Source organism: Kribbella sp. NPDC051620, from assembly GCF_044453825.1.
Lineage (GTDB): Bacteria > Actinomycetota > Actinomycetes > Propionibacteriales > Kribbellaceae > Kribbella.
Genome location: NZ_JBITDB010000001.1, coordinates 769,846 through 796,261, shown reverse-complemented (window position 1 = coordinate 796,261; position 26,416 = coordinate 769,846). Strand labels below are relative to the sequence as shown.

General features: G+C 67.9%; 15 protein-coding genes. 4 read left to right on the top strand and 11 right to left on the bottom strand.

Going from position 1 to position 26,416, the window contains the following annotated elements; translation table 11 throughout:
• Positions 1-263 precede the first annotated feature (263 nt).
• Entirely contained in the window at positions 264-1,895 is a 1,632-nt protein-coding gene (locus tag ACIA12_RS03500; RefSeq protein WP_396365211.1) for a DUF222 domain-containing protein, read from the top strand.
• Positions 1,896-2,187: 292 nt separating this feature from the next.
• Here the strand turns inward: ACIA12_RS03500 and ACIA12_RS03495 are convergent, their stop codons facing one another.
• The gene (locus ACIA12_RS03495) at positions 2,188-2,679 is read right to left on the bottom strand and encodes a MarR family winged helix-turn-helix transcriptional regulator (RefSeq protein WP_396365210.1); all 492 of its coding nucleotides are present in this window, start codon (positions 2,677-2,679) and stop codon (positions 2,188-2,190) included.
• 67 nt (positions 2,680-2,746) lie between these two features.
• Between ACIA12_RS03495 and ACIA12_RS03490 the strand changes: the two genes are divergently transcribed.
• The gene (locus ACIA12_RS03490; protein ID WP_396365209.1) at positions 2,747-3,727 is read left to right on the top strand and encodes a hypothetical protein; all 981 of its coding nucleotides are present in this window, start codon (positions 2,747-2,749) and stop codon (positions 3,725-3,727) included.
• Positions 3,728-3,857: 130 nt separating this feature from the next.
• Here the strand turns inward: ACIA12_RS03490 and ACIA12_RS03485 are convergent, their stop codons facing one another.
• Together ACIA12_RS03485 and ACIA12_RS03480 are read right to left on the bottom strand one after the other, a co-directional pair.
• Positions 3,858-4,874 carry a LacI family DNA-binding transcriptional regulator gene (locus ACIA12_RS03485; protein ID WP_396365208.1) on the bottom strand — a complete coding sequence of 339 codons (1,017 nt, stop codon included), beginning with the start codon at positions 4,872-4,874 and terminating at the stop codon, positions 3,858-3,860.
• 98 nt (positions 4,875-4,972) lie between these two features.
• Positions 4,973-7,120 carry a discoidin domain-containing protein gene (locus ACIA12_RS03480; RefSeq protein WP_396365207.1) on the bottom strand — a complete coding sequence of 716 codons (2,148 nt, stop codon included), beginning with the start codon at positions 7,118-7,120 and terminating at the stop codon, positions 4,973-4,975.
• Positions 7,121-7,376: 256 nt separating this feature from the next.
• Between ACIA12_RS03480 and ACIA12_RS03475 the strand changes: the two genes are divergently transcribed.
• Positions 7,377-8,324, top strand: coding sequence for a DUF1996 domain-containing protein (locus ACIA12_RS03475; RefSeq protein WP_396365206.1), 948 nt, complete (start codon positions 7,377-7,379; stop codon positions 8,322-8,324).
• 214 nt (positions 8,325-8,538) lie between these two features.
• On the top strand, positions 8,539-12,006 hold the full coding sequence (locus tag ACIA12_RS03470) for a hypothetical protein (RefSeq protein ID WP_396365205.1): 3,468 nt from the start codon (positions 8,539-8,541) through the stop codon (positions 12,004-12,006).
• A gap of 59 nt (positions 12,007-12,065) precedes the next feature.
• Here the strand turns inward: ACIA12_RS03470 and ACIA12_RS03465 are convergent, their stop codons facing one another.
• The 8 genes from ACIA12_RS03465 to ACIA12_RS03430 all read right to left on the bottom strand — a co-directional run bounded on the left by ACIA12_RS03465 (position 12,066) and on the right by ACIA12_RS03430 (position 26,230).
• A complete protein-coding gene (locus tag ACIA12_RS03465; RefSeq protein WP_396365204.1) occupies positions 12,066-13,067 on the bottom strand; it encodes a sugar phosphate isomerase/epimerase family protein in 1,002 nt (333 codons plus the stop codon).
• A gap of 225 nt (positions 13,068-13,292) precedes the next feature.
• Positions 13,293-18,683, bottom strand: a complete 5,391-nt coding sequence (locus ACIA12_RS03460; RefSeq protein ID WP_396365203.1) for a ThuA domain-containing protein — start codon at positions 18,681-18,683, stop codon at positions 13,293-13,295.
• Positions 18,684-18,827: 144 nt separating this feature from the next.
• Positions 18,828-19,988, bottom strand: coding sequence for a xylose isomerase (xylA, locus tag ACIA12_RS03455; RefSeq protein WP_396365202.1), 1,161 nt, complete (start codon positions 19,986-19,988; stop codon positions 18,828-18,830).
• Complete coding sequence (locus ACIA12_RS03450) at positions 19,985-21,148, bottom strand: Gfo/Idh/MocA family protein (RefSeq protein ID WP_396365201.1); 1,164 nt, start codon at positions 21,146-21,148, stop codon at positions 19,985-19,987. Before ACIA12_RS03450 ends, xylA begins: the two co-directional genes overlap by 4 nt.
• A gap of 18 nt (positions 21,149-21,166) precedes the next feature.
• Positions 21,167-22,216 (bottom strand): substrate-binding domain-containing protein, encoded by a 1,050-nt coding sequence (locus tag ACIA12_RS03445; protein WP_396365200.1) that lies wholly within the window; start codon positions 22,214-22,216, stop codon positions 21,167-21,169.
• A 53-nt stretch (positions 22,217-22,269) separates the two neighbouring features.
• Positions 22,270-23,418 (bottom strand): ABC transporter permease, encoded by a 1,149-nt coding sequence (locus tag ACIA12_RS03440; protein ID WP_396365199.1) that lies wholly within the window; start codon positions 23,416-23,418, stop codon positions 22,270-22,272.
• Positions 23,418-24,950 carry a sugar ABC transporter ATP-binding protein gene (locus tag ACIA12_RS03435; protein ID WP_396365198.1) on the bottom strand — a complete coding sequence of 511 codons (1,533 nt, stop codon included), beginning with the start codon at positions 24,948-24,950 and terminating at the stop codon, positions 23,418-23,420. Before ACIA12_RS03435 ends, ACIA12_RS03440 begins: the two co-directional genes overlap by 1 nt.
• Positions 24,947-26,230, bottom strand: coding sequence for an ROK family protein (locus tag ACIA12_RS03430; protein WP_396365197.1), 1,284 nt, complete (start codon positions 26,228-26,230; stop codon positions 24,947-24,949). Before ACIA12_RS03430 ends, ACIA12_RS03435 begins: the two co-directional genes overlap by 4 nt.
• Positions 26,231-26,416: the final 186 nt, after the last annotated feature.

The window sequence follows — 26,416 nt, the reverse complement described above, 5'->3', positions numbered from 1 at the left end:
CAGACGGTGAGAACGCCGCTGGACCCTCAACACCTCATCCGCAGTACGCCGTACTTCGTCATACCCGCTCGTCGAATGCCGAACGTCATCTGCCACCAGCCTGCTGTTCACAACCAGACTCAACGACTCCATTGCTCCACGCTCCTGCTCCGGGCTCCCCCTGGTGGGTGCCTTCACAACACAGGTCGGAGCCGATCGCCGGGTCTCTACATCTGCTCGGCGGCGATTTTGCGGCAGATCACTCTGCGTATATAATCGAACACATGTTCGCCTCTGTTGTGCTCGATGATCTCACGGCCCGGGAGACGCTCTCCTCGGTCGGCGAACTGCATGTCCTGCGCAACCAGGTCGATGTCGAGATACTGCGGCACGCCCACCACTTCGCCGATCTCCATCCAGGTCCGGCAACCGTGTCCGATCACGAACCGGTCCCTGGCGGCGAGCAGAGCAGGGTGTACGGCGGATCCGGATGCCCGAGCGTGGCGGAGTTCGCGGTCGCCGAGTTCGGCGTGATGATCGGCCGCAGTACCGGCTCGGCGGCCAAGTTCATGGGCCAGGCACTCGCGCTGCGCCACCGCCTCCCGCGGACCTGGGCCCAGGTCGAATCAGGCCACGCCACCGCCTGGAAGGCCTGCAACATCGCCACCGCCTGCCGGGAACTGTCCGAGGAAGCCGCGAGCATCGTCGACCGCCGAGTCGCCTCCATCGTCGACACTCTCAGCCCGCTGCGCCTGCACAACATCGTCAAAGCCGCCCTCTGGGAAGCCGACCCCGTCACCGCCCAAGCCCAGGCCGAGGCCAAAGCCCGCGAGCGAGGAGTCTGGGCCGGCCGCACCGACGAGCATGGCACCACGATGTTGTTCATCAAGGCCCCCACCGGCACCGTCATCCGCCTCGACGCCACCATCAACCAGCTCGCCCAGATCCTGGCTGCCCGAGGCGACACCTCCGGAATCGACGAACGCCGGGTCCGAGCGGCGGAGATCCTCGCCGACCCAGCCCTGGCCGCCGATCTCCTCGAACTAGCCCACCACCTCACGACGCCCACGACCGAAAGCCCCGCCGGGGCTAGCGCGACCACGCCCGCCCACAGCAAGGGAAGCGACAGCGACGCCAACGGATCTGACCCAGCGGCGACGCCTACCCCACCCACCGCCGAGCCCGCCACGACCGACCCCACCGGGCTCACAAGCTCCACCCCGACGTCGCCTGCGGCGTGTACTGCACCCAAAGACCCCACGCCTGAAGCCCACAGCGACGCTGATGAGCCCGACCTACCGGTGGACGATCAGATGGAGCGCCGGCCATGGGATGCGGTCGTTGACGCCGCGCCCAGTCTGGACAGTGCAGCGCGTCGCGAGTTGATCGGGAAGCTGGCAGCCATCAAGAAGAACTCGAAGCGGCGACCCACTGGCACCGTGCTCTACGTCCACCTCACCGACGAGACGCTGTTCTCCGGTGTGGGCGTCGCCCGTGTCGAACGGTTCGGGCCGGTGCTCGTCACCCGGCTGGAGGAGCTGATCGGCCATGGCGACGTCATCGTCAAACCCGTCATCGACCTCCGGGACCGGCTCTCCGCCGATTCCTACGAGATCCCGCAGCGCATCCGGGAACATATCAAGCTCCGCTACCCCGCCGAACAGTTCGTCTACGGCACCGGCGAAAGCAGCCGCGCCATCGATCTCGACCACATCGAACCCTTCAGACCCCACGGCCCACCAGGACAAACCAACACCGACAACCTCATCCCGCTCCGGCGATTCAGCCACCGGGTGAAGACCCACGGCGGCTGGCAGGTACGCCGGCTGACCGACGACGCCCTCGAATGGACCACCCGCCACGGCTTCAAATTCATCGTCGACCACCAAGGAACCCACCCAACCAACCGACAGTAGCCAGACGGGCCAACCTCATCCCCGAGCCCCCTCAACCGGGCAGCCGGCACGAGGAGGGACGAGCTCGGCTGACCCGGAGGACCACGCCGCGGCCAGCGATGAGCCGCACCCCGCTCCCTCCGGCGAACCCCGACAGCCGACCCACCCGCTCGACAGCGCGGCCGCAACCAGCAAACCGCGATAGCTAGGCTCGCCTGCTCGACGGCGCGGCGGCAGCCGGGGAAGCGCGCTTGCTGGGTATGCCGGCTCGTCAGTTCGCCCCTCGCAGCAGCATTCGTGCGGGGCGGTGTGCTCAGGGGTGTTCGGTTGAATGGACGAGGATTCGGAGCAGGTTGGTCAGCTGGTCCTGGTCGGCCGGTGGGAGTTGGTTGACCAGGTCGACCTCGACCTGGGTGATGTCGCCGAGGGCCTGCTGCCAGATCTTCAGGCCGGGGGCGGTGAGCGTGGCGACTACCTTGCGGCGGTCGTCGCGGTCGTGGTGGCGGGCGACGTACGTCAGCTTCTCGAGCGCCTCCAGCCGATTCGTCATCGCGGCCGGCGAGAGACCGAGCTGGGTGGCGAGCCGGCCCGGTGTCGACTGGTACGGCGCTCCACCGCGGCGCAGCATGTGGAGCGTCTTGAACCCCCACCACTGGAGACCGTGCTCAGCCAGTACCGCGTCCCGCCGACGGTCGAGGTAGCGCCCGAGCGCCTGCAACCGGGTGGCAATCCCTTCCACCCGGAGATCCATGTCCGGGAGCTCTCGGCTCCACAACTCCACGTGCGCGTCGATCGAGTCCTTCACCAGCCGAATGATTCAGCCGATGAAGCTTTGTTGTCAAACCTTTCGACGTCGAAATACTCTCCAACCCATGACACAGATCGCGCTCTCTCCCCTGATCCGGTCCGGTCTCTCGCTGATGCGAGCGGGACGCTGGGACGACGCCACCCAACTCCTCGCAGCCGCTCGAGCGGATACAACCGAGGAACGCCTCGCACTGGCGGCCGCCTTGGCCGAGGTGGCAGTCGACCAGGACTTCGCCCAACAAACCGACCACGCCGACGCACGGCTCGCCGCACTGGCGGAAGCGCTCTCCGAGACCCCGGATGCCCTTATTGGCTGGGACTTCACGCTCCTGCAACTGCGCCAGGAGTACGGCTCAGCACTCCAAGACCGGCACCCCGCGCCCAACTCCGCCCCCGACCTAGAGTCCGCGTCAGAGTCCGCGTCCGGCGCGAATGCCGACGCCGCTGTCGGCGTCGGTCAGGGCGCCGGTCAGAGGCTCGACTTCGGCGCCGGTCAGGGCGCCGGTCAGGGGCTCGACTTCGGCGCCGACCTGGGCGCTGATCTGGGGGCGGATCAGCGTGATGGTCTGGGCGCTGGTCTGGGGGCCGGCCAAGGCGCCGACCTGGCGGAGCGTGCCAACCAGCTCGCCAAGACCGCTCCCGACGACAGCCGCTCCGGCCATGCCCACTTCTATGCGGGCGTCATCGCCGACAACCTATTGGAACAACCCGAGGCCGCCTTCGCCGCGTACACGACCGCACTCGACCTCGGCGAACGCTCCGGCGACGACCTCCTGATCTCGCTGGCACTCCGCCACCTAGGCGACCACGCCCACACCTCAGGCGACCTCGCGCTGGCCCGCGTCCACTGGGAACGTTCGACCGAGCTCCGCCAGAAGGTCGGCCACCTGCTCGGCGCGCTGGCCCAGCAGGTACTGCTCGCAGTACTAGCCCGCGACGAAGGCAACGTCACTGCCTCCAAAGCCCTGGCCACCGAGGTCAACCGCTGGTCCCACCAAGCAGCCATCCCCTGGCTCCAAGCCCAGTCCGCCGACCTCATGAACTGACCCACCTCGGCACGTGATCGAAGACCCATCCGAGCCTCGGACCCACCTCCGCGAACCGCGCTGATCCGGAAGTGCTGCACGAACGGCCGCTTCGTGTAGGACTTGTTCTTGGTCTTGGTCTTGGTCTTGGTCAGGCTGATTCTCTGGGGACCAGGTGGGGGTCGAAGATTACTGAGGTGGGTGGGAGGGTTGGGTCTTCTATGTGGGTGAGGAGGATGCGGGCCATCTCGGCGGCCATTTCTTCAACTGGTTGGGCGACGGTGGTTAGTTGGGGCCGGGTGGAGTGGGCTGGTTCGCTGTCGTCGAAGCCGACTACTGCTACGTCGGCGGGGATGGCGCGGTGGTGGGACTGGAGGACTTTCAGGGCGCCGGTGGCCATCAAATCGTTGGCGGCGAAGATGCCGTCCAGGTCGGGGTGGGCGGTCAGGAGTTCGAGCATTGCCTGTTCGCCGCTTTCGCGGGTGAAGTTGCCTTTGGCAACGGGTACGTAGGCCTGGCCGTGGCGGGCCATGGCGTGGCGGAAGCCGGTGAGGCGGTCCTGGGCAGCTGGTACGTCGCTCGGGCCGGCGATGGTCGCGACTCGGCGGCAGCCTCGGGCCACCAGGTGGTCGGCGGCCAGGGCGGCGCCTCGTTCGTGGGCCAGGTCGACATAGCTGATCGGTATGTCCCGCCCGGGGCGGGCGAAGAGGACGGCTGGGATGCCCGCGTCGACGAACAGGCCGGGCAGGGTGTCGTCGGAGTGGGTGGAGACGAGTAGAGCGCCGTCCGCCTTGCCTTGGCGGACGTAGCTGACCGCGTCCGCCCGTGCGGCGTCAGAGTCGGCCAGCACCAAGGTCGGATGGACTTTGCGTGGCAGCAGGCTCCGCACAACACCCGAGGTGATCCGGCCGAAGAACGGGTCGCCCAGCACCTGCTCGGCCGAGCCGTCCGAGCCCGAGATCACCAGCGCGATCGCGCCCGCCTTCCGGGTGACCAGCGACCGGGCCGCGGTGTTCGGCACGTAGCCCGTCGTCCGCACCGCCGCCTCGACCTTCGACTGCATCGCGGGATCGACGGTCACCACCCCGTTGATCACCCGCGACGCGGTGGCACGGGAGACGCCGGCCGCCTTGGCGACGTCTTCCAGAGTCGGCCGATTGCTGTTCATGGCACCGGATCGTAGCTGCGTCAAGCTCTCCCCCTCATCGAGATATCCACAGGTACGGCGGCCCGCTGCCCACAGGCCGCCGTACCCGAGTCAGTTGGTCAGTTGCGATAGATCCCGAACTCGTAGAGCGAATAACCCCAGCCGGTACCACGCTGCGTCCCGGTCATCCGGACATACCGCCCGGACCCACCGGAGGCGATGTTGTCGACGTCGCCGTTGCCATCAGCAGTCGTGTAGACGGGCCGCCAGTTGTTGCCGTCATCGGAGGCCTCGATCCGGTACGACCGGGCGAAGCTCGCCTCCCAGATCAGCTGGATCCGGTCGAACGACTGCACCGAACCGAGATCCACCTGCACCCACTGCGGATCCGACCAGTCACTGGCCCAGCGGGTCGTGTTGTTCCCGTCCGTCACGTTCGACGGCGGGTACGGCGCGCCGTTCCCGACCTGCTGGTACGACGAAGCCGTCGCCGGCTTGCCACGGGCGATGTTCGTGCCCTGGACCGGCGGAGCGACCACCCGGAACGACCTCGTCTCGATCCCGACATTGCCCTTGCCGTCGCGGACGTAGTCGTACAGCTTCCACACCCCGAGCCGCTCGGGCACCGTCACGGTGAACGGCCCGTTCCCGCTCGACGGCGTACCGACCAGAGCGCCGCTGCCGTCGATGTATTTGCCGCCGACCTTGAACTCGTGCGTCAGCGCGTCCCCGTCAGGGTCGGACACGTTCACTGTCACGCTGATCGTGCCGCCGGCCGGCACATCCGTCGTACGGCTCAACGTCATGTTGCTGATCACGGGAGCCGTGTTCCCGCCGCCCGCACCGCCGAAGGCCTGCCGCACGGCGTAGTACGAAAGCCGCTTCAGACCACCGGGCGTCAGGTTGAACCACACAGCGCCGAAGTCGTCCTCAACGCCGTAGTGGAACAGCGTGGCACCGAGCGCGACGCCGGTGTGCCCAGTGATGCAGTTCCAGGCAGCGAGGTAGCCGTCACGCTTCTGGATGTCCGTGGGCTCGTTCGGTACGCCGTTCGCGTCGTTCGGCACCTCCCACTCGCCGGCCGGACCGGCCTCGGTCACGATGTACGGCTTGTTGTAGCCGCCGTTGATCCAGTCCTGCTTGACCTGGCAGATGTGCCCGTAGGAGTTGACCGCAAGCAGATCCAGGTCGGGCGTGTACTGCTTGAAGTAAGGCCAGGCACCCGTCCACGCGTCGGTCGACGTGACCGGGTGGTTCGGATCGATCGCGTGAATCGCGACCGTCGCCTCGTTCACGAACTTCGCGTAGGCGATCCGCTGGTTCTCGAGCTCGGTACCGGAGAAGCAGTTCTGCATCCCGAGCACAGACTCGTTGCCGACGTTCCACAGCAGCACGCCCTGGTTGTCCTTGTACTCCGTGGTCCAGCGGCGGATCTCGGCGAGCATGTTCGCCTTGTACGTCGCATCCGTCACGTAGTTGACGCAACCGCCGCTGCCGGGTCCACCACCAGGTTGGAGCCAGTAACCGGCGATCACTCGCATGCCGTTCGCAGCCGCAGCGTCGAAGAGCGGCTTGGAGGAGGCGTCGGTCCCCCAGGTACGCACGGTGTTGACGCCGATCGCCTTCAGGGCAGGCAGTCGGGCACCGGCCTCCGAGGCGGGCGGACCCCAGGTCAGGCCCTTGACCTGCCAGGGAGCGTTGTTGACGACCAGTTGCCAGTTGCCTTGGCTACCGGAGACATGGACGGTCCCAGTGCCCGGCAGGGGGCCGCTGCCACCCCCGGTACCGAGCACCTGGAACTCGTACAGGGACATGCCGTAGCCGTTGGCGCGCTTGACGCCGTACATCCGCACGTACCGGCCACTGCCGTTGACGTTGAGGGTCTCGTTGCCACCGGGGCTGGTCGTCGTGCTGTAGATCGGGTTCCAGTCCTGGCCGTTGCCGGAGACCTCGATCCGGTACTCCTTCGCATAGGCCGCTTCCCAGCGCAGTACGACCTGGCTGATGGTCGCGGTGGCGCCGAGGTCGACCTGGAGCCACTGGTTGTCCTGCCAGACGCTGGACCATCTGCTGTTCAGATCGCCGTCCACTGCGGCAGTGGCCGGAGTACCGGCGCCTTCCGATGACGAGGCCGTCACCGGGCGCCCTTGGGACAGCAGGGTGGCCGCTTGCGCGGGTTGAGCCAGTAGTACGACGTTGCCGAGCAGCGCAACGGCTGCAGCGACGCCGGCGGCGATCAGCCGGACGCGGCGGGTCGCGAAGTCCATACGGGTACTCCTTCGCTGGAGTGCGGAGAGCAGGGGGCGGATAAGTCAGAGAGCGCTCTCTCGCGCTCTGATGGTTGCCCCCGTCTTACCGCCTTGTCAACGCCTCGTCACGCTCAGCCGGTTCCGGAACCAACAAGCACTTGACAGCTGAACCAGCCCGGCAGAGGCTGTCCCAGAGAGCGCTCTCCCGCGATGTCCCACCGCGGGTTGCCTGCACCTACCGCCCCCGCGGAATCCCCCGAACAGGAGGAGATCCGTGTTCACCAGAAGGAAAACAGCCCTGTCCGCAGGCGGCATCGCCGCCGTCCTGATCGCCTCGGCGCTCGCCGCCGTGGCCGGTTCCGAGGCGCAAGCCGACGACCTGGTCACGCACCACGAGTTCCAGGTCAACTGCAACGTGCACCACCGCGCCACCAACGACCCGATCGTGTTCCCGAACATGCCGGGTGCCTCACACGAGCACAGCTTCGTCGGCAACGCCACGACGAACGCGGCCAGCACGCTCAACAGCCTCACCGCGGCCGGCGCGGGCCAGACCACCTGTCTCAACCCCGACGACCTGTCGGCGTACTGGTGGCCGACGATGTTCCGCAACAACGACCCGGTGCCGCAGACCTGGCGGCAGACCATCTACTACAAGTCGGGCATCCTGCGGTACCAGGACGTCCGTCCGTTCCCGCCGGGCATCCGGTTCGTGGTCGGCAGCCCGAGCGCGACACTGGACCAGTTCAAGAACTCCCCCGGCGCGGTCGAGGGCTTCGAGTGCGGCGACATCTCGAAGAGCTGGGACATTCCGGCGTACTGCACCCCCGGCACCCAGGTCAACGTCCGGTACCAGGCCCCGAGCTGCTGGGACGGCGTGAACCTGGACTCGGCCGACCACAAGAGCCACATGGCCTACCCGGTCAACTACGTCTGCCCGGCCGACCACCCGGTCGCCGTACCGATGCTCGAGTTCAAGATCTCGTTCGAGGCCAGTGGTGACATGGCCGGGACCAGCTTCGCCAGCGGTCGTGGCTACACCTGGCACTACGACTTCTTCAACGCGTGGGACCCGCCCACGCTGGCTGCCCTGGTGAGCCACTGCATCAACGGTGGCCTGCAGTGCAACGGCAAGGGCTTCGACCTCTACAAGCCTGACCGCGGCCAGGTCCTCGGCGACAACTACCGTCTCCCGGGACGCCCGACCATTCCGACCATCTGACCCGAACTCCTGCGGTGCCGGCGACCGGGGAAAGGGACCGGCGCCGCAGGCCGGGGCACCAGTTGCCCCAACGGGCAATTGGTTGCCTTGACCCCCTACCAGGCCTTGACAGCCCTGGCGAGTGCGAGCACCGTCGAAAACATCTGAGTCTGGGGGACCCGGGGAACAGGTGCTTGGGGAAGCACAGGGGCTGGACACACAGGGGGAAACACCGATGAGCTACTACAGTCATGCCCGGACGCGACGAGCAGTAGCCGCGGCCGGGCTCTTCGCATTCATGATCCTGGGATCGGGCACAGCGCTCGCTCAGCCCGCCGCGGTCGCCGCGCCGAGCGGTACAGCGGCAGAGTCGGCCTCGAAGATCCCGTCGCTGGTCAGTCAGCGGATCGCCAGTGTCGGCAAGGCCGCCGGCGCGGCTCACCGACTGGATGCCGGCCAGCGCGCCAAGCTCAGCGACCCACTGCTGGCCGTCGACACGGCCGCCAACCTCGACCTCGAAGTACACGCTCTCGGCCCAGTGAGTGGCCAGCAGCGGGCTGAGTTGCAGCGCCTCGGAGCGCGCATCCTCAACGGCTCCGACCAGTGGGTCAAACCCCAGCGAGTCAAAGCCCTGCTGAACGCCGGCGTCTTCCGCGCTCTGGTCCCGTACGACCGCGTGGAGCAGGTCGCGGCGCTGGGATGGGTCGCCGCGATCCGTCCGACGGAGAGCCTGCCGCCGGACGCGGGCAGCTTCCTCAGTGAGGGCGTCGCCCTGCATCGGGCCGACGCAGCCCAGGCGCTCGGATTCGACGGCGGCGGCGTCTCCGTCGGTGTCATCTCCGACGGCGTCAGCAACCTGAGCGTCGCGCAAGGACTCGGAGATCTTCCGGCCGGAGTGACCGTGCAGACCACGGGATCCGGCGATGAGGGCACGTCGATGCTGGAGATCGTGCACGACATGGCGCCCGGCGCCGACCTCTTCTTCCACGCCACCGGCAGCGGCGTCACCGACCACGTGGCCGCCCAGAACGCGCTGGCCGCGGCCGGGATCGACATCCTGACCGAGGACATCCCGTTCGACAGCGAGCCGGCCTTCCAGAAGGGCCTCGCGGCGGTGAACGGCGAGATCCTGGCCGCCTCCGGTGTCTGGGTCAGCTCGTCGGCCGGAAACCTCAACAGCACGCACGCTCCACGAGTGCCTGCCACCGGTACCGGCACCGGCCCCGACGGCGGAGCGCCCACCGGCTGCGTCGTCGCTCCGACGAACACGGTCGCCTTCAACGGCGCGGACACCACCTTCGACGTCACCGTCGGGCCGGGCAACAGCATCAGCTCGACGCTGCAGTGGAGTGAGCCCCGGGCGATCTTCCCCTCGGCCGGAGCGGGTGGCTTCACCAACCTCGACCTGTACATCCTCAACGCGGCCGGTACGAGCTGCCTGGCCACCAGTACCGGCGCGCAAGGTGGAGGCAGCGGCGACACGATCGAGCAGGCCTCCTGGACCAACCCCAGCGCCACCACAGCGGCCACCGTCAAGCTGGCGGTCAACGTGACCGGCTCAACCGGAGCCAAGGGCACGCCCACGATCGACCTGCGCTGGCGTGGCGCCGGTGCGGTCGATGCCACCGGCAACGCCGGATCGCTGAACCCCGACAGCAACTACACCGACCTGGCGACCTCAGCCGGCGCGGTCAACGCCGGTACGGACCAGAACCCGACCACGGTCGGCCTGGAAGGCTTCAGCGGCCAGGGCCCGGTCTCATTGGTCAGTACTACGGTCTGCTCGACCTCGTACCCGTGTCCCGCAAGTGGACCGGCGGGCAGCAACCAGAGTGTGCTCGGTGGTGGAGGCCGAACGGCCATCGCTCCGACCTACACCGCGGCTGACGGCGTCTCGGTGAGCGGTGCCGGAAACTTCGGCGCGGGCAGCTGCCCGGCCGTGACCCAAGGCGACTGCCGGTTCTTCGGTACCTCCGCGGCAACACCGAGCTCGGCGGGCGTCGCCGCGCTCGTACTGGACGCGGCGGGTGGACCAGGAACGCTGACTCCATCCGCGCTGACGGCGGTACTCAACGCCAATGCCACCGACCGAGGTACCCCCGGCCCCGACAACGCCTTCGGTTCTGGTGTTCTCGACGCGTTCTCCTCGGCGACCGGACGAGCCGACCTCGCAGTGACCAAGAACTGTCTGCCGGACGGCCCGGCAGCAGCCGGTACGTCGTACCCATGCACCATCACCGTGACGAACAACGGCCCGGCCATCGCGCGGGCGGTCAAGGTGACCGACAGCGTGAGCTCGAGTGGGACGTTCCAGCTGTCCACCACGGCAAGCACCTGCACCACACCAGCGGGCGACCAGTCCGGCAATGCACAGGCGACCTGTTCCCTGGGCGATCTCACCTCGGGCCAGCAGGTCAGCGTCGTGATCAGGGAGAGCGCCAACGAGCCGCAGGACATCGCCGACACGGCGACGGTCAGCGGTGGCACCGTCGATACCAACGGCTCCAACAACTCTGCCTCCGACACGTTGCACGTGGTCGGCTCGGCAGACGTGAGCATCGACAAGACAGCACCGGCCACGGCGACCGCGGGCAGCCAGATCACCTGGACGAGCACGATCTCCAACGCCGGACCCTCGACCGCGACCGGCGTCGTCGTCCGCGACGTCCTGCCGGCACAGGTCACAGTCGTCTCGGTGACCGCCACCGGTGGAACCTGTACTGCGGGAGTGCCCGGCAACCCGGCCCTGCCGACCACCTGTTCGCTGGGCAATTTGGGGGCCGGAAGCAACCGTACGATGACGGTCGTCGCCACCATCAACTCGTCCTTCACCGGGGCGATGCACAACGATGCCAGTGTTTCCTCGACGACGGCCGACCCCGACTCGGGCAACAACACCGACACCGTCACCACGCAGGTCGGTGCCCAGGCCGATCTGTCGGTCACCTCCGTCGACAGCCCCGACCCGGTACTGGCCGGGCGGCCGTTGACCTACACGGTCAGGGTGAGCAACGCGGGACCGTCCACGGCGACCGGGGTCAAGCTGGTCGACGTACTGCCGGGAGCGGTCGACTTCACCTCCGCGACGGTGACGACCGGATCCGGCAGCTGTGTGCTGGTGACGATCCCGGTCGATCCGCCGTCCAAGCAGGTCGAGTGTGAGCTCGGCACGATGGCTCCGGCCAGCGGTCCGACCACCGTGGTCATCCTGACCCGGGTGGCCTCCGGTACTCCCGCCGGCTCCATCGCCGACAGCGCCACGGTCACCTCGTCGACATCTGACCCGGTACCTGGCAACAACACCGCATCGGCCTCGACCACGGTCGGCACGTCGGCCGATCTGCGGATGGCGCTGGTGGCCGACAAGGACGTGTACAAGCCGTCGTCGACGATCGTCTACACCGCGACGGTGACGGATCTCGGCCCGTCCGACGCCCAGCCGCCGAAGGTGGTCGTCGGGCTGCCGGACATCAAGGCCGCGGTCTACGTGTTCGACACGGCCGGCTGCGCCAAGGCGGGCCAGGTGCTGACCTGTCAGCGGCCGACGTCACTCGCGGCCGGAGCAGCCTGGTCGTTCAACGTCCATCTGCTGGTCAAGGGCAGCAAGGGCGTGGTGACCACGTCCGCCACGGCCAGCTCGGCCACCGCTGATCCGGTGGCCGCCAACAACAGCACCACCTTGTCGGTCAAGATCGGCAAGTAACGAACAGCACTGCGCGCCGCGGCCCGGGACACCGGCCACGGCGCGCAGTCCTGCTTCGGTCAGGAAGAGAAAGCCGCGTCGAATGAGGCGGTCGGCGGGTCGAAGGCCAGGGACTTCACGAACTGGAGCGCCTCGGCGGCACCGACCAGGCGGTCCATACCGGCGTCTTCCCACTCGACCGAGATCGGGCCGGTGTAGCCGATCGTGTTGAGCATCCGGAAGCAGGCTTCCCACGGTACGTCGCCGTGGCCGGTCGAGACGAAGTCCCAGCCGCGCCGCGGGTCGCCCCAGGCCAGGTGCGAGCCCATCCGGCCGTTGCGGCCGTTGCCGACCTGGCGCTTCGCGTCCTTGCAGTCGACGTGGTAGATCCGGTCCTTGAAGTCCCAGAGGAAGCCGACCGGGTCGAGGTCCTGCCAGACGAAGTGGCTCGGGTCCCAGTTCAGGCCGAACGCCTCGCGGTGGCCGATCGCCTCCAGCGTGGCCGTGGTCGACCAGTAGTCGTAGGCGATCTCGGACGGGTGCACCTCGTGCGCGAACCTCACGCCCACCTCGTCGAAGACGTCCAGGATCGGGTTCCAGCGGTCGGCGAAGTCCCGGTACCCGGCGTCGACCATCGCCTGCGGTACCGGCGGGAACATCGCGACGGTCTTCCAGATCGACGATCCGGTGAAGCCGACCACCACGTCGACGCCCAGCGCGCGGGCAGCCCGCGCGGTGGTGGCCATCTCCTCGGCCGCCCGCTGCCGCACGCCTTCCGGATCGCCGTCGCCCCAGATGTGCGCGGGCAGGATCGCCTGGTGACGCTGGTCGATCGGGTCGTCGCAGACCGCCTGGCCGAGCAGGTGGTTGGAGATCGTCCAGACCTTCAGGTTGTACTTCTCCAGCACGTCCAGGCGGTTGCGGACATAGCTGTCGTCCTCGGCCGCCTTGCGAACGTCGAGGTGATCGCCCCAGCAGGCGATCTCGAGGCCTTCGTACCCCCATTCGGACGCGAGCCGGGCCACCTCCTCGAACGGCAGGTCGGCCCACTGGCCGGTGAACAAGGTGATCGGTCGAGCCATCACAAACTCCTTCTACACAATGGTTTCTGGGTTGCTCCCGGCGCCGCGGCCGGAGCGCTGGCCGCGGCGCCGGGAACCAGGACCGGACGGGCCGGTCCCCCGTCGACCGTGCGAGAACGCTCTCCCGTGACCCGGGACGGGGCCGAACCACCCCGGGTCACGACAGCTCCTGTCCGCCTCTCCGCGTCGGACAGGGTGCGAGCTCGCACGGCGACGATCATCGGGTCAGATCCTCTTCCTGAGGTCCTGGCCCACAGCTGTGAGCAACGTCCGCGCCGGTACGTCGGTGACCCTGGCCGCCTCGGCCAGGTAGACGTCCATGGCGGTCCGGGCCGCCTGGAGCCGGCCCTTGCCGTGCTCGCGTTCGGCCGCGCGGAGTTGCACCTTCATCACCACGGTCTGGTCCAGCGGCAGGGTCCGGACATCCCGGTACCGCTTGACCACCTCGATCGCCTCGGCGTACGTCGCGATCACCGTGAACGGCACCTTCGTCACCGCCACGTTGCCGGCCTTGTCGGTCGCCCGGGCGATCACCTCGTGCGCGCCCAGGCCGAGCAGCATGCCGTCGATCTTGCCGCTGGCCGCCAACGGCTGCCCGTCGATGGTCAGCGTCACGCCCACCAGACCGGAGAGCGCATCGGTGGCCGTTGCCGCGACGGTGGCCAGACTCGCCACCCCGAGTTCACCACTGGCCGGGATGCCGGTCACCGTTGTCGCCGGGGCGGTCTGGTCGATCTTGACCGTCACCGACTTCGGCTCGGACACGTTGCCCGCGGTGTCGCTGGCCCGCACCTGGACGGTGTGGGTGCCATCGGCGGTGAGGTTGATCGCGTGGGTGTACTCGGCCCAGTCGCCGTCATCGACCTTCTGCTCGATGTACAGCTGGCCCGGCTGGTTGTCGGTCGCCATCGCGGTGGCGACGACCGCGTCGTTCCACCACCCGTTGTCGCCCGAGGGCGCCGACGGGTTCACCGACAGGCTGACCTCCGGAGCGACGTTGTCCTTGACCAGCTTGAAGTAGTCGAACTTCGCCGTCTTCGACGCGACCTGGTCGACACCGAAGGCGTAGATCCCGAAGCTCGCCGTGCTCAGCGCCGTGTTGGTGACGGGCGGCAGCGCCGTCCACTCCAACCCGTCCGCGCTGTACGAGCCGGTGTACTTCGTGCCGGCCTTGGCCAGCCGCAGGTACCAGACACCCTGGGTGGGTGCCGGCGATGCGTTCGGCTGCGGATCGAGGACGACGTTGTTGACCTCGCTGCGCAGTTCGATCCCCCGGGTCACCGCGCCACCAGGGCTGTTGGAGGTGAGGAAGTCGAACTTCACGTAGTTCGCGTCGTCGCCGTAGACCATCAGGCCGCCCTGCTGGTAGGCCTCGTTGAACGCGGACCCGTCCACCTTGGTCTCGATCGTCCAGTCACCGTCGGGAGCCGGCTGCAGCAGCAGGTTCTTCGGGTTCGTGGCGGTCGTACCGTAGATGTCGCCCTTGCTCGTGTCGATCTCGAGGCTGCCACCGGTCACCCGGTAGAGCGCCGCATCCGGCCGTACGCTCGCCGACCAGCGGCAGGCGTTCAGCGTGGAGCCGTCGAACTGGTCGTCCGGGGTGGGCACCTCGGCCGTGTCGTCCGGCGTGATGGAGAAGTAGTCGAACTGCGCCGAGATCGGCAGCGCCGCCGCCTGGTTGGCGAGGCCGAACACGCCGATCCTCGGGTTGTTGATCCCGGCCAGCAGCTTCGTCTCCGGCATGTCCACGAACGTCGCGCCGTCGGCGCTGTACGACGCCCGCAGGTTCTGCCCGTTGCTGGTGAACCGGATCCAGACCGTGTCCGGGTACGCCGCACCCAGGTTGGCCGTGTTGGATGCCGCTACCTCGTTCGGCGCGCCGGCTTCTTCCCGGATGAACTGGAAGATCCGGTCCGCCGCCGAAGGTGTGCTCGTGTTGCGGCCCTGCAGCACCATCTTCGCGTAGTTGTCGTCGTCGCCGTAGATGATCAATCCAGCCTGCTGGTAGGCCCGTCGGGCCGGCAACGTCATCTTGGTGGTCGCCTGCCAGGCACCGGCCGGCAACGGCTGGAGCACGATGTTCGGCGTACCGGTGTTGCCGGTGCCGTAGATGTCGGTCGCCGTCAGCGGAAGGACCAAGTTGCCGTTGCTCACGGAAAGTTCCTGGTTGCCTCTGACAATCGAGTTCCACCGGCCGGTGTCGAGCGTCGTGCCCTCGAACCCGTCCGAGCGACCGGTCAGACAGGTCGGCGGAGCACTCGCGTCCACCTTCACCTGTACGTGCGACGTACCGGCCGCGCCCTTGGCATCCGTCACCGTGACGGTCGCGTCGAAGGTGCCGGAGGTCGTGTAGGTGTGGCTGACTGTCGCGCCGGTGCCAGTCGAACCGTCACCGAAGCTCCACTGGTAGGACAGCGGCAGATCCCCTTCGGGGTCGGTCGCGGTCGCCGTGAAGTCGACCTTCAGCGGCGCCTTGCCCTGCACCGGTATCGCGTTGACGGTCACGTTCGGGCGCTGGTTCTCGGTCACGCCCTTGCCGATGAACTTGACCCAGTTGACGTTCAGCTGACCCGTCGTCTTGACGAAATACAGCGGTCCGCTGGTCAGCGACGCCCCGGACACGTCCGCGGTGAAGTTGCCGTACGTCTGCCAACCACCCGTCGGCGTCACCGCGATGGTGGCGACGACCGGACCATCAGTCGGCGAGCCCTGCCGGACCTGAACGGTCGCGCCCGCGTCCGGAGACGCCGCCCGCAACTGGATCTGGTTGATCCCGGTCAGGTTGGTCGGCTTCCAGCTCCACCAGTCACCGTCCTCGATGAAGCCGATGTTCTTGCCGCCACCGGCGACGTCACCGGTGTCCTCGGTCTGCACCCCGCCGGTCGAACCCGGACCGCCGGTCTCGCTGAAGTACTCCGCCTCGCGCGTCTTCGGCTGGAGCTGGACCACCTTCTGGGTGGTGATCCGGCCGGTGCCCGGCGCGCCCTTGTCGGTGTACGTGACGGTCACGATGCCGAAGATGTTCGCCCCGACGTGGCCGTCGTCACCCGGCAGCGGGAAGGTCCCGGTGCAGCCGTGGTACTGCTCGTACGGGTGCGCGTGCTCGTCGTGCCCGAGGGCCGGCTGGGTGATCACGTCATTGCAGTCGATCGTGCCGTCCTCGGGATCGGTGACGGTGACCTTGTACTTGATCGTGTCGCCGAAGTCGAAGAACCCACCGTCGACCGGCCCCTCCACGGTGATCGTCGGCGCCGTGTTGCCCGCCGTGATCGTCTTGTTGGAGACCGCCGTCCGGCCGTCCGGATCGGTCACCGTCAACCGGGCGGTGAACACGCCGGCGGTGGTGTAGGTGTACGACGGCTTGGCCTCGGTACTGTCCGTCGTCCCGTTGCCGTCGAAGTCCCAGGCCAGCGTGACCGCCTGGCCGTCGGGATCGCGCGAGCCGGTCGAGTCGAACGCGACCGTCAACGGCACCGGCCCGGACGTCTTGTCCGTGCTGAACTGCGCGAGCGGCGCCCGGTTGCCTTGCACGTAGTCGATCCGGTAGATCCCGGAGTCGGCGTTGTTGCCGCCGAACCCACTGCCCCACTCGATCACGTAGAGCGCGCCATCAGGTCCGAACTGCAACGCGTGCGGCCGGATGAAGTTCATCTTCTGCAACATCCGCGAGACGTCCGCCACACCGGCGCGGTCGTCCTTCAGCTGGACCGAGAACAACCGGCTGTCGTTCCAGTCGGCGAACACGGCCTTGCCGTCGAAGTACTTCGGCCACTTGCGCGGCGAGTCGCTGTCCGGGTCGAACTTGTACGCGCCGCTCGTCATCGGCGCGCCACTGCCGCCGATCTCCGGTACGCCGGTGGTCGACTTGCCCATCCACATCGTCGCCGGGACAGCAGCGGGCAACTGAGCGATACCCGTGTTGTTCGGCGAGTTGTTGACCGGGGCCGCGCAGTTGAAGACCGGGCCCGAGGTGTTGGTGGCGAAGTCGAAGTCGTTGTACGGCGTGTTGTTGCCCACGCAGTACGGCCAGCCGTAGAAGCCCGGCTTGTCCAGGATGTTCCACTCGACCCGGCCGTCCGGACCGCGCGTCGGCGAGACCTGGCCGGCGTCCGGGCCGTAGTCGGCGACGAACAGGTGGTTGGTGGTCGGGTCGATGCCGATCCGGAAGGGGTTCCGGAAGCCCATCGCGTAGATCTCCGGCCGCGTCTTCGCCGTACCGGCCGGGAACAGGTTGCCCGCCGGGACCGTGTACGTGCCGTCGGCCTCCGGGTGGATCTTCAGGATCTTGCCGTTGAGGGCGTTGCTGTTGGCGGCGCTGCCCTGGGAGTCCCAGGCGGACCGGCCGGCCCGCTCGTCGATCGGCGAGTAGCCGTCGGAGTCGAACGGGTTCCGGTTGTCACCGGTGGCGATGTAGAGGTTGCCATCGCCATCGAACTCGAGCGCTCCACCGGCGTGGCAGCACTCATTGCGTTGAGTGTTGATCTGGAGCACCTGTTTGGCGCTCGACATGTCGAGCGTGTCGCCGGTGACCTTGTAGCGCGACACCTGGTCGAAGGACCCGCTGCCGGCCGGTGAGTTGTACAGGTAGATGAAACCGTTCTGGTCGAAGGCCGGGTCGAGCGCGATCCCCAGCAACCCGAACTCCTGCCCGGTGTAGACGTCGAGGGTTCCGGCGGTGACCACGGTGCCGTCGGTCTTGATGATCTTCACGGCGCCGTTGCGGTCGATGTAGAAGACCCGGCCGTCCTTGGCGATCGACAGCTCCATCGGGTTCGCGGTGTCGTCGTCGAGGGTGACCTTCTCGTAGCTGGCGCTCAGCGACGCGCCACAGTCGGCGGGCTGGACGCCGGCCGCGGTCTTGATGCCGCCGAGCAGCTCCTTGCGGAAGGTCGGGTCGGCGTACGACTCGATCGTGTGCCCCATGCCGGTGTACCAGGCCCGGCCGCCGTCGTAGTCCTGACACCAAACGATCGGGTGCTCGACGCCCATGTTGCCGCCGGTGTACGACGTCTCGTCGAGCGAGGCGAGCACGTGCACGGTGTCGCGCGGATTGGTCCGGTAGTTGTACCACTCGTCCGTCCGCGGCCACAGCGTCGGCGCGTCGGCCGTCGACGGGTGCGCGTGGTCCTCCACCTTCACGGTCGCGTTCGGCGTACCGGCGGGGTGGCTGTCGAAGTAAGCGCCGACAAGCTTGCCGTACCAGGGCCAGTCGTACTCCGTGTCCGACGCCGCGTGGATGCCCGCGTAGCCGCCGCCGTTGCGGATGTAGCGCTCGAACGCGGCCTGCTGGTCCGCGTTGAGCACATCACCCGTCGTCGACAGCCAGATGACGACCTCGTACTTGGCCAGCTCGGTGTCGTTGAACATCGCCGCGTCCTCGGTCGCGGTGACGGTGAAGCCGTTCTCGGTCGCGAGCTCCTTGATCGCCTGGATCCCGGCCGGGATCGAGTCGTGCCGGAACCCGGCCGTCTTGCTGAAGATCAACGCGTTGAAGGTCTCGTCGCCGTGCCCAGGATGAGCCTGGGCGGTCACCGCCGACAACGGGATCGCCAACGCGGCGATCAGGGCGAGCACGAGAGCACGCACAAGCGTGCCGTGCCTGCGTAGCTGGATCATGGGTGTGCTCCTCATGGGTCGGATAAGGCGCGCGCTCCATACGGTTTCCCAAGGCGGGTCCTTGGGTTTTTCGGCCCTGGTACTGCGGACGTTCAGCTACTGCGTGTTCCCGTGCTCTGCCCTGCCCGGGATGGGGTGGTGCTGTTAGCGGACGCCGAGGAGGTGGTCCATCGCGAGCTGGTCAAGACGCTCGAACCCGAGACCACGCTGAGCCAGCGCATCGGGATCGAACGTTGCCTTGCGCAACTCTTCGAGGGTCTCACCGGCGCCGAGGGTCGGCTGGGTGATCTCGGTGATGCGCGCCTCGGCCAGTGCCTCGGCGACCTCGGGGTCGGCGCGGAAGGCCTGCACCTTCTCCCGCAGGATCAGGTAGTTGCGCATGCACCCCCGTGCGGTCTCCCAGACGCCTTCGAGGTCCTCGGTACGCGGCGGCTTGTAGTCGAAGTGGACGTAGCCGTCGTACCCCGGTCCGCCGGCCGTGCCCTGCAGCACGTCGACGGTCCAGAACGCCTCGCGCAGGTTGCCGGCGCCGAAACGCAGGTCCTGGTCGAACCGCGGACCGTGCTGGCCGTTGAGGTCGATGTGGTAGAGCTTGCCGTGCCACAGCGCCTGGGCGATGCCGTGCGCGTAGTTGAGCCCGGCCATCTGCTCGTGGCCGACCTCGGGGTTGATACCGACCAGGTCGGGGTGCTCCAGGTCGTTGATGAAGGCGAGCGCGTGGCCGATCGTCGGCAGCAAGATGTCACCGCGCGGCTCGTTCGGCTTCGGCTCGAGCGCGAACCTGATGTCGTAGCCCTGCTCCTGCACGTAGCTGGTGAGCAGGTCCATCGATTCCTTGTACCGGTCCAGCGCCGCGTGGACGTCCTTCGAGCCGCCCGACTCGGCGCCTTCCCGGCCGCCCCACAGCACGTAGGTCTTCGCGCCCAGCTCGGCCGCGAGATCGACGTTGCGCAGGATCTTGGCCAGCGCATACCGGCGTACGTCGCGGTCGTTGGCGGTCAGGCCGCCGTCCTTGAAGACCGGGTGGCTGAACAGGTTGGTGGTGGCCATCTCGACGACCATGTCGTGATCGGCCAGCGCCTTGGTGAACCGCTCGAGCACCTGCTGACGGGTGCTGTCGTCGGGGACCAGGTCGTCGTCGTGGAAGGACACCGCGGAGGCGCCCAGTTCGGCGAGCTTCTCGACCGCCAGTACCGGGTCGAGCGGGTCGCGGACGGCGGTACCGAAGACGTCGACGCCTTGCCAGCCGACGGTCCACAGACCGAACGAGAACTTGTCGTCCTTGGAGGGGGTATACGCGTTCATGAGGGGATCTCCTGCCATTGTCGGGATGCCGAACTGTCCTCGACCGCGGCCAGCACACGCTGGACCTGCAGGCCGTCCGCGAACGAGGGCGCGGGGTCGGTGCCCTCGGCGATCGCGGTGATCAGATCGACCACTTGGTGGGTGAAACCGTGCTCGTAGCCGAGCAGGTGACCGGGTGGCCACCAGGCGGCGACGTAGGGGTGCACGGGTTCGGTGACGAGGATGCGGCGGAAGCCGGCCGTCTCGGCCGGCTCCGTCGCATCGTAGAAGTGCAGCTCGTTGAGGTCCTCGAAATCGAAGGCCAGACTGCCTTTGCTGCCGTTGATCTCCAGCCGGATCGCGTTCTTCCGGCCGGTGGCGAACCTGGTCGCCTCGAAGACGCCCAAGGCGCCTTCCGCGAAGCGGGCCAGGAAGATCGCGGCGTCGTCGACAGTGACCGGTCCACGCTCGGTACCGGCCTCCCCCGACAGTCCGCTGTGCGCGGCAGCCACCGGACGTTCCTTGACGAACGTCTCCAGCTGACCGCTCACCTCGGTGATCCGGTCGCCGGTGATGTACTGCGTCAGGTCGACGATGTGCGCTCCGATGTCGCCGAGCGCGCCCGAGCCGGCCTTCTCCTTGTCGAGCCGCCACGACAGCGGCGCCTCGGGGTCGGCGATCCAGTCCTGCAGGTACTGCGCCCGCACGTGCCGGATCGTACCGAGCTTGCCCTCGGCAACCAGCTTGCGGGCCAGCCCGATGGCCGGCACCCGACGGTAGGTGAACCCGACCATCGACCTGATCCCGTTGGCCGCTGCCTCGGCGGCCGCGGCAGCCATCTGCTCGGCCTCCGCGACGGTGTTCGCCAACGGCTTCTCACAGAGCACGTGCTTGCCCGCCTGCAGCGCGGCGATCGCGATCTCGGCGTGGCTGTCGCCCGGCGTGCAGACGTCGATCAACTGCACGTCGTCGCGGGTGAGCAGCTTGCGCCAGTCCGTCTCGGTCTGGCTCCAGCCGAGCTTGGTCGCGGCCTTGTTCAGTGCTTCCGCGTTGCGGCCGCAGAGGACGGTCATGTCCGGCTGCAGTGGCAGGTCGAAGAAGCGCGGTGCGCTGCGCCAGGCCTGTGAGTGGGCGGCGCCCATGAAGGCGTACCCGACCAGGCCGATGCCCAGGTTCGTCATAACTGTGATGCTCCTCTGTCAGCTTTCGAAGGCGGTCGGCAGGTACTGGTCGACGTTGTCCTTGGTGACGACCGGCGCGTACAGCTGGACCACGCGCGGCACCTCGACCTCCACCAGGTCGCCGAGGGCCTTCTTCTGGACCAGCAGGCGGGCCAGCCGGATGCCGTCCGCGCCCTGGGTGGACGGGTAGATGACGGTGGCCTTCAGCAACGAGTTGCCGGACTTGATGTCCCGCATCACGTTCGCCGAACCGGCCCCACCGACGACGAAGAACTCCTTGCGGCCGGAGTTCTTGATCGCGGCCATCACGCCGACACCCTGGTCGTCGTCGTGGTTCCAGATCGCGTCGATCTTCGGCGCGGCCTGCAACAGGTTGGTGGCCGCCTTCTCACCGGACTCGACGGTGAACTCGGCCGCGACCCGGTTGTTGACCTTCAGCCCGCAGTCGGCGAGCGCTTCCTTGAAGCCCTTGCTGCGTTCCTGGGTCAGCGGCAGCGAGTCGATACCGGCGATCTCCGCGACCACGGCGTCCTTCTTGCCCTTGAGCTGCTCGCAGATGTAGGTGCCGGCCGAGACGCCCATGCCGTGGTTGTCACCGAGCACCGTGGTCCGGGCGGCGAACGAGCTGTCGAACTCGCGGTCGACGTTGATCACGGTGATCCCGGCCTGCATCGCCTTCGTCGCCACCGCGGTCAGCGCGGCACCGTCGAACGGGAGCAGCACGATCGCGTCGACCTTCTGGTTGATGAAGGTCTCCACCTGGCTGATCTGCAGGTTCACGTCGTTGGTGCCCTCGGCGACCTGCAGCTCGACGTCAGGGTACTTCTTCGCCTCGGCCTGGGTCGCCTTGGTGATCGCGCCCATCCAGCCGTGGTCGGCGGCCGGGGCGGAGAAGCCGATCTTGACCTTCTTGCCCGGCTCGTCGTTGCCCTTGGCAGCGACCTGCTGGGTCCCGGTGCTGGTGGTCTTCTCGGCCTCGGGGGTGTTGCTGGTACAGGCGATCAGTGCCATCGAGCTGAGCCCGACCAGGCCGGCGGTGACTGCTAATCGGGCGGTCCGTACAGACATCTTGTCCTCCAGAAGATGATGCTGCTCTTACAGGGGTTTGTCGTGCTTTACAGCTAGGGCGCGGTGGCGCGGGCGGCCAGGCGTTGCTGGAGGAGGACCGCGATCACGATGATCAGGCCCTTCGCCACCGACTGGGCGGAGATGCTCAGGTTGTTCAGGGTGAAGACGTTGTTCAGGGTGGTGAAGATCAGTACGCCGAACACGGTGCCGACGATCGTGCCGCGGCCGCCGGACAGCAGGGTGCCGCCGATCACCACCGCCGCGATGGCGTCGAGTTCGTACAGCTGACCGTGGGTGGAGCTGCCGGTCGTGGTCCGGGCCATCAGCATCACGGCGGCGATGCCGCAGCACAGACCGGCCAGCACGTAGAGCGCGACGGTGTGCCGCTGCACCTTGATACCGGCCAGCCGGGCCGCCTCGGCGTTGCCACCGACGGCGAAGGTCCGGCGGCCGAAGGTGGTCCGGTTGAGCAGCACCCAGCCGGCCGCGGCGACCAGCAGGAACATCCAGACCAGCACCGGGATGCCGATCAGGTTGCCGCCGAAGAAGTCGACGAACGTGTTCACGCTGATGATCTGGGTCTTGCGGTCGGACAGGATCTCGGCCAGTCCGCGGGCTCCGGCGAGCATCGCCAGGGTCGCTATGAACGGGACTATCTTGCCGTAGGCAACCAGTACCCCGTTGACCAGGCCACACGCCGCGCCGACCAGGAGGGCGGTGCTGACCATGAAGATCCAGCCGTAGTCGGCGGCCATCTGCTGGGTCGCCAGCGTGGTCGCCCAGACGCTCGCCAGCGCCACCATCGCGCCGACCGACAAGTCGATGCCGCCACCGGTGATGACGAACGTCATCCCGATGCTGACCACACCGATCACCGCGGCCAGCCGCAGGATCGTGAGCACGTTGGCGGTACTCGCGAACCGGTCCCCCGCGGTCGCGACGCCGACGATGCAGAGCAGCACCAGCGCGATCACCAGCCCGATGTTGCGGCCGGCCCCGCTCTTCAGCAGATTGCCCAGCACGGTCGCGGTGCCGTTCCCGCCGTTGCCACCGGAGCGGCCACTGCGTGGCCCCGTCGCGGCCGGATCGACGTCGATCATCGCCTGGCCTGGTGTCGAGACCGCCTGGGCCGGCAGCCCCGGTCCCGGCGTCGCCGGCACCTGCGGCGGCTGATCCTGGGTTCGTGCGACTTCCTCACTCATCACACGGCACTTCCTTCCATCACCAGATCGAGAACCTGGTGTTCGTCGATGTCCTGCGCGGGACCCGTGTGCACGGCCCGCCCCTCCCGCATCACGATCACCCGGTCGGCCAGACCGAGCACTTCCTCGACCTCGCTGGAGACCAGCACGATCGCGACCCCGTTGGCGGCCAGCTTGCGGATCAGCGCGTAGATCTCGGACCGCGCTCCCACGTCCACACCCCGGGTCGGCTCGTCCAGCAGCAGTACCCGGCAGTCCCTCATCAACCAGCGAGCCAGGACGACCTTCTGCTGGTTGCCGCCCGACAGGTTGCGGACGGGAATGTCCACCGCGGCCGGCCGGACGTCCAGCGCCTTGGTCAACTCCTCAGCGGCCTGCTTCTCGGCGTGGCCGTTCAGGAATCCACCGCTGGCGAAGCGCCCCATGCTCGACACGGTGATGTTCTTGTAGACCGCCTCGTCGAGCAACAGCGCCTGACTCTTGCGCTCTTCCGGCGCCAGCCCGACTCCGGCTTTGACAGCCTGCTGCACCTGTCCCGGCCGCAGCACCTTGCCGTCCACCCGGACGACCCCGGTCGCCGCCTTGCGCGCGCCGTACACGGTCTCCAGTACTTCGGAACGCCCCGACCCGACGAGTCCCGCGAGACCGAGGATCTCGCCGGCCCGGACCGAGAAGTGGATGTCGGCGAACTCCCTCGGCCTGGACAGGTTCGCGACCTCGAGCACCACGGGCGCGGTGTTCTCGACCTCGTTGCGAGGCGGGAAGACGTACTCGATCGAGCGGCCGGTCATCAGCCGGATCAGCTCGGCGGTCGGTGTCTCGCGGGCGTCGAGGCCGGTCGCCACGGTGGCGCCGTCCTTGAGCACGGTGACCCGGTCGCCGATCTCGCGGATCTCCTCGAGCCGGTGCGAGATGTAGACGATCGCGACACCTTGCGAGGTGAGGTCGCGGATTACCCGGAAGAGGTTGTCGACCTCTTCGGAGTCGAGTACCGCGGAGGGCTCGTCCATCACGATCAGCCGGGCTTTTCTGGAGAGCGCTCTCGCCATGCTGACCACCTGCTGGCCTGCCGCGGACAGCAGTCCGACGGTCCGGCCCGGCGGGATCTCGCCGTGGCCGAGGCCCTTGAGCAGTTCGCGGGCCTTGGTGTTCGCCTCGTGCCGGCGGGTCAGGCCGAAGCGGGCGGGTTCGTGGCCGAGGAACACGTTCTCGGCGACGGTGAGGTCGGGGACGAGGTCGAGTTCCTGGTAGATGGCGGCGATGCCGAGGGCCATCGAGTCGGCCGGGGTGCTCAGCGAGACCAGGCGGCCGTTGACGTGGATGGTGCCGGCGTCGGGTTTGTGGGCGCCGGTGAGGACGCGGATCAGGGTCGACTTGCCGGCGCCGTTCTGGCCGAGCAGGCAGTGCACCTCGCCGCGCCGGATGTCCAGGTCGACGCCGTCGAGGGCGCGGACTCCGGGGAACTCCTTGACGATGCCGGTCATCCGAAGCAGGTCTTCGCCTGCCGCGGCAGGGACTTCATACTCGGTCATTGGGCTACTCCTGCGGTGTCGCGACCTACGAGGGTCGGGTCGAGGAAAACCTGGTCGAGTGAGATCTGCGCGCCGCCGCGGACGGCGGCGGTGAAGCCGAGCTGGGACTGGACGACGCGGCAACCGCCGCCTTCCGGCGCGATCACGCGGTCCCGGATCGCGCTCTCCAGCGGTTCTTTGAGCCACGGCCCGAGGACCGCGAAGTAGCCGCCGAGCACGAGCACGTCCGGGTTCAGGATGTTCACCAGGATCGCGCCGCCGATGCCCAGCCAGGTGCCGACATCGGCCAGCGCCTTCAGCGTCCTGGCGCTTCCGTCCTCGGCCCGCTGGGTGATCTCGGCCAGCCGCTGCTCGACATCCAGCGACGGGTCGCGGACCGGGTCGTCCGAGTCAGTTGCCTTGTTCAACAAGGCGGTCAGCCCGACGACGGTCTCCCAGCAGCCGGTACGGCCGCAGCCGCAGGTTCCGCCGGCCGGTGCGACCGGCATGTGCCCGACCTCGCCGCTGAACCCATGACCGCCACGCAGCAGATGCCCACCGGTGACCATGCCACCACCGACACCGACGGCGCCGGTCAGCAACACGATGTCCTGAACCTGGTCGGCGTCCGGCTCGGTGGCCGCCTTGATCTCCGAGTACGCCGCGAGCGCGGCAAGGTTCGCCTCGTTGTCCACCCGCACCGGGTACGCCGGACCGCCGAGGCGCTCGCACATCTCGTCGACGACGGGGACCTCCGCCCAGCCGAGGTTCGGGGCGAGCTTGAGCGAACCCGTCGCGCTCTGGACCAGGCCGGGCACGGCGAGCGTGACGCCGGCGATCTGGCCACCACGGGCCAGGACGGCGGTCACGGATTCGCGGATCAGCTCGGCCAACTGGTCGAGTGTGGTCGCCGGGTCGAGGTGAGCGACGTCGAGCGGGACGCGCCGCTGGGTGACGGTCTCGCCGCTCAGGTCGAGGGCGGTGACGGCGAGGTAGTCCACGTTGATCTCGGCGCCGACGCCGCAGACGCCGCTGCCGTCGAGCTCGACGAGCTGGCCCGGGCGGCCGAGCGCGCCGGCCTCTGCCTGGCCCTCGCGGAGCAGGCCGCGGTCGACCAGTTCGGCGACCAGGCTGCTGACGGTGGCCTTGTTGAGTCCGGTGTCGGCGGCGATCCGGGCGCGGGAGCGGGATCCCGCCGCACGGACGTGCCGGAGTACCACCGACAGGTTGTTCCGCCGGAGCGAGACGTGATCGGCGGCGACCACACCGCTGCCTGGCCGGCTGCTTTCGGACAGCGTCATGAGCCCCACCCCTTCTCCCCCGACAGGAGAAATCGCGGCTCCTGTGACGCCGCTCACAGACTTTGTCTGTTGAACCAACAAACTAAGTACAGGCGAGGTGGGCGTCAAGATGTTGCGGCGAAGTTTCTTCAGAGCGTCAGTTCTGTGTCAGTCTGAAAATTGCAAGTTGTTCTTCAAGTTTTGCGT

What these genes read in the sequence shown, in the direction of transcription:
- ACIA12_RS03485 (WP_396365208.1), bottom strand. Translation starts at nt 4,874, where the DNA reads ATGAACAGCAATCGGCCGACTCTGGAAGACGTCGCCAAGGCGGCCGGC.
- ACIA12_RS03480 (WP_396365207.1), bottom strand. Translation starts at nt 7,120, where the DNA reads ATGGACTTCGCGACCCGCCGCGTCCGGCTGATCGCCGCCGGCGTCGCT.
- ACIA12_RS03450 (WP_396365201.1), bottom strand. Translation starts at nt 21,148, where the DNA reads ATGACGAACCTGGGCATCGGCCTGGTCGGGTACGCCTTCATGGGCGCC.
- ACIA12_RS03490 (WP_396365209.1), top strand. Translation starts at nt 2,747, where the DNA reads ATGACACAGATCGCGCTCTCTCCCCTGATCCGGTCCGGTCTCTCGCTG.
- ACIA12_RS03460 (WP_396365203.1), bottom strand. Translation starts at nt 18,683, where the DNA reads ATGATCCAGCTACGCAGGCACGGCACGCTTGTGCGTGCTCTCGTGCTC.
- xylA (WP_396365202.1), bottom strand. Translation starts at nt 19,988, where the DNA reads ATGAACGCGTATACCCCCTCCAAGGACGACAAGTTCTCGTTCGGTCTG.
- ACIA12_RS03440 (WP_396365199.1), bottom strand. Translation starts at nt 23,418, where the DNA reads ATGAGTGAGGAAGTCGCACGAACCCAGGATCAGCCGCCGCAGGTGCCG.
- ACIA12_RS03445 (WP_396365200.1), bottom strand. Translation starts at nt 22,216, where the DNA reads ATGTCTGTACGGACCGCCCGATTAGCAGTCACCGCCGGCCTGGTCGGG.
- ACIA12_RS03430 (WP_396365197.1), bottom strand. Translation starts at nt 26,230, where the DNA reads ATGACGCTGTCCGAAAGCAGCCGGCCAGGCAGCGGTGTGGTCGCCGCC.
- ACIA12_RS03465 (WP_396365204.1), bottom strand. Translation starts at nt 13,067, where the DNA reads ATGGCTCGACCGATCACCTTGTTCACCGGCCAGTGGGCCGACCTGCCG.
- ACIA12_RS03435 (WP_396365198.1), bottom strand. Translation starts at nt 24,950, where the DNA reads ATGACCGAGTATGAAGTCCCTGCCGCGGCAGGCGAAGACCTGCTTCGG.
- ACIA12_RS03500 (WP_396365211.1), top strand. Translation starts at nt 264, where the DNA reads ATGTTCGCCTCTGTTGTGCTCGATGATCTCACGGCCCGGGAGACGCTC.
- ACIA12_RS03470 (WP_396365205.1), top strand. Translation starts at nt 8,539, where the DNA reads ATGAGCTACTACAGTCATGCCCGGACGCGACGAGCAGTAGCCGCGGCC.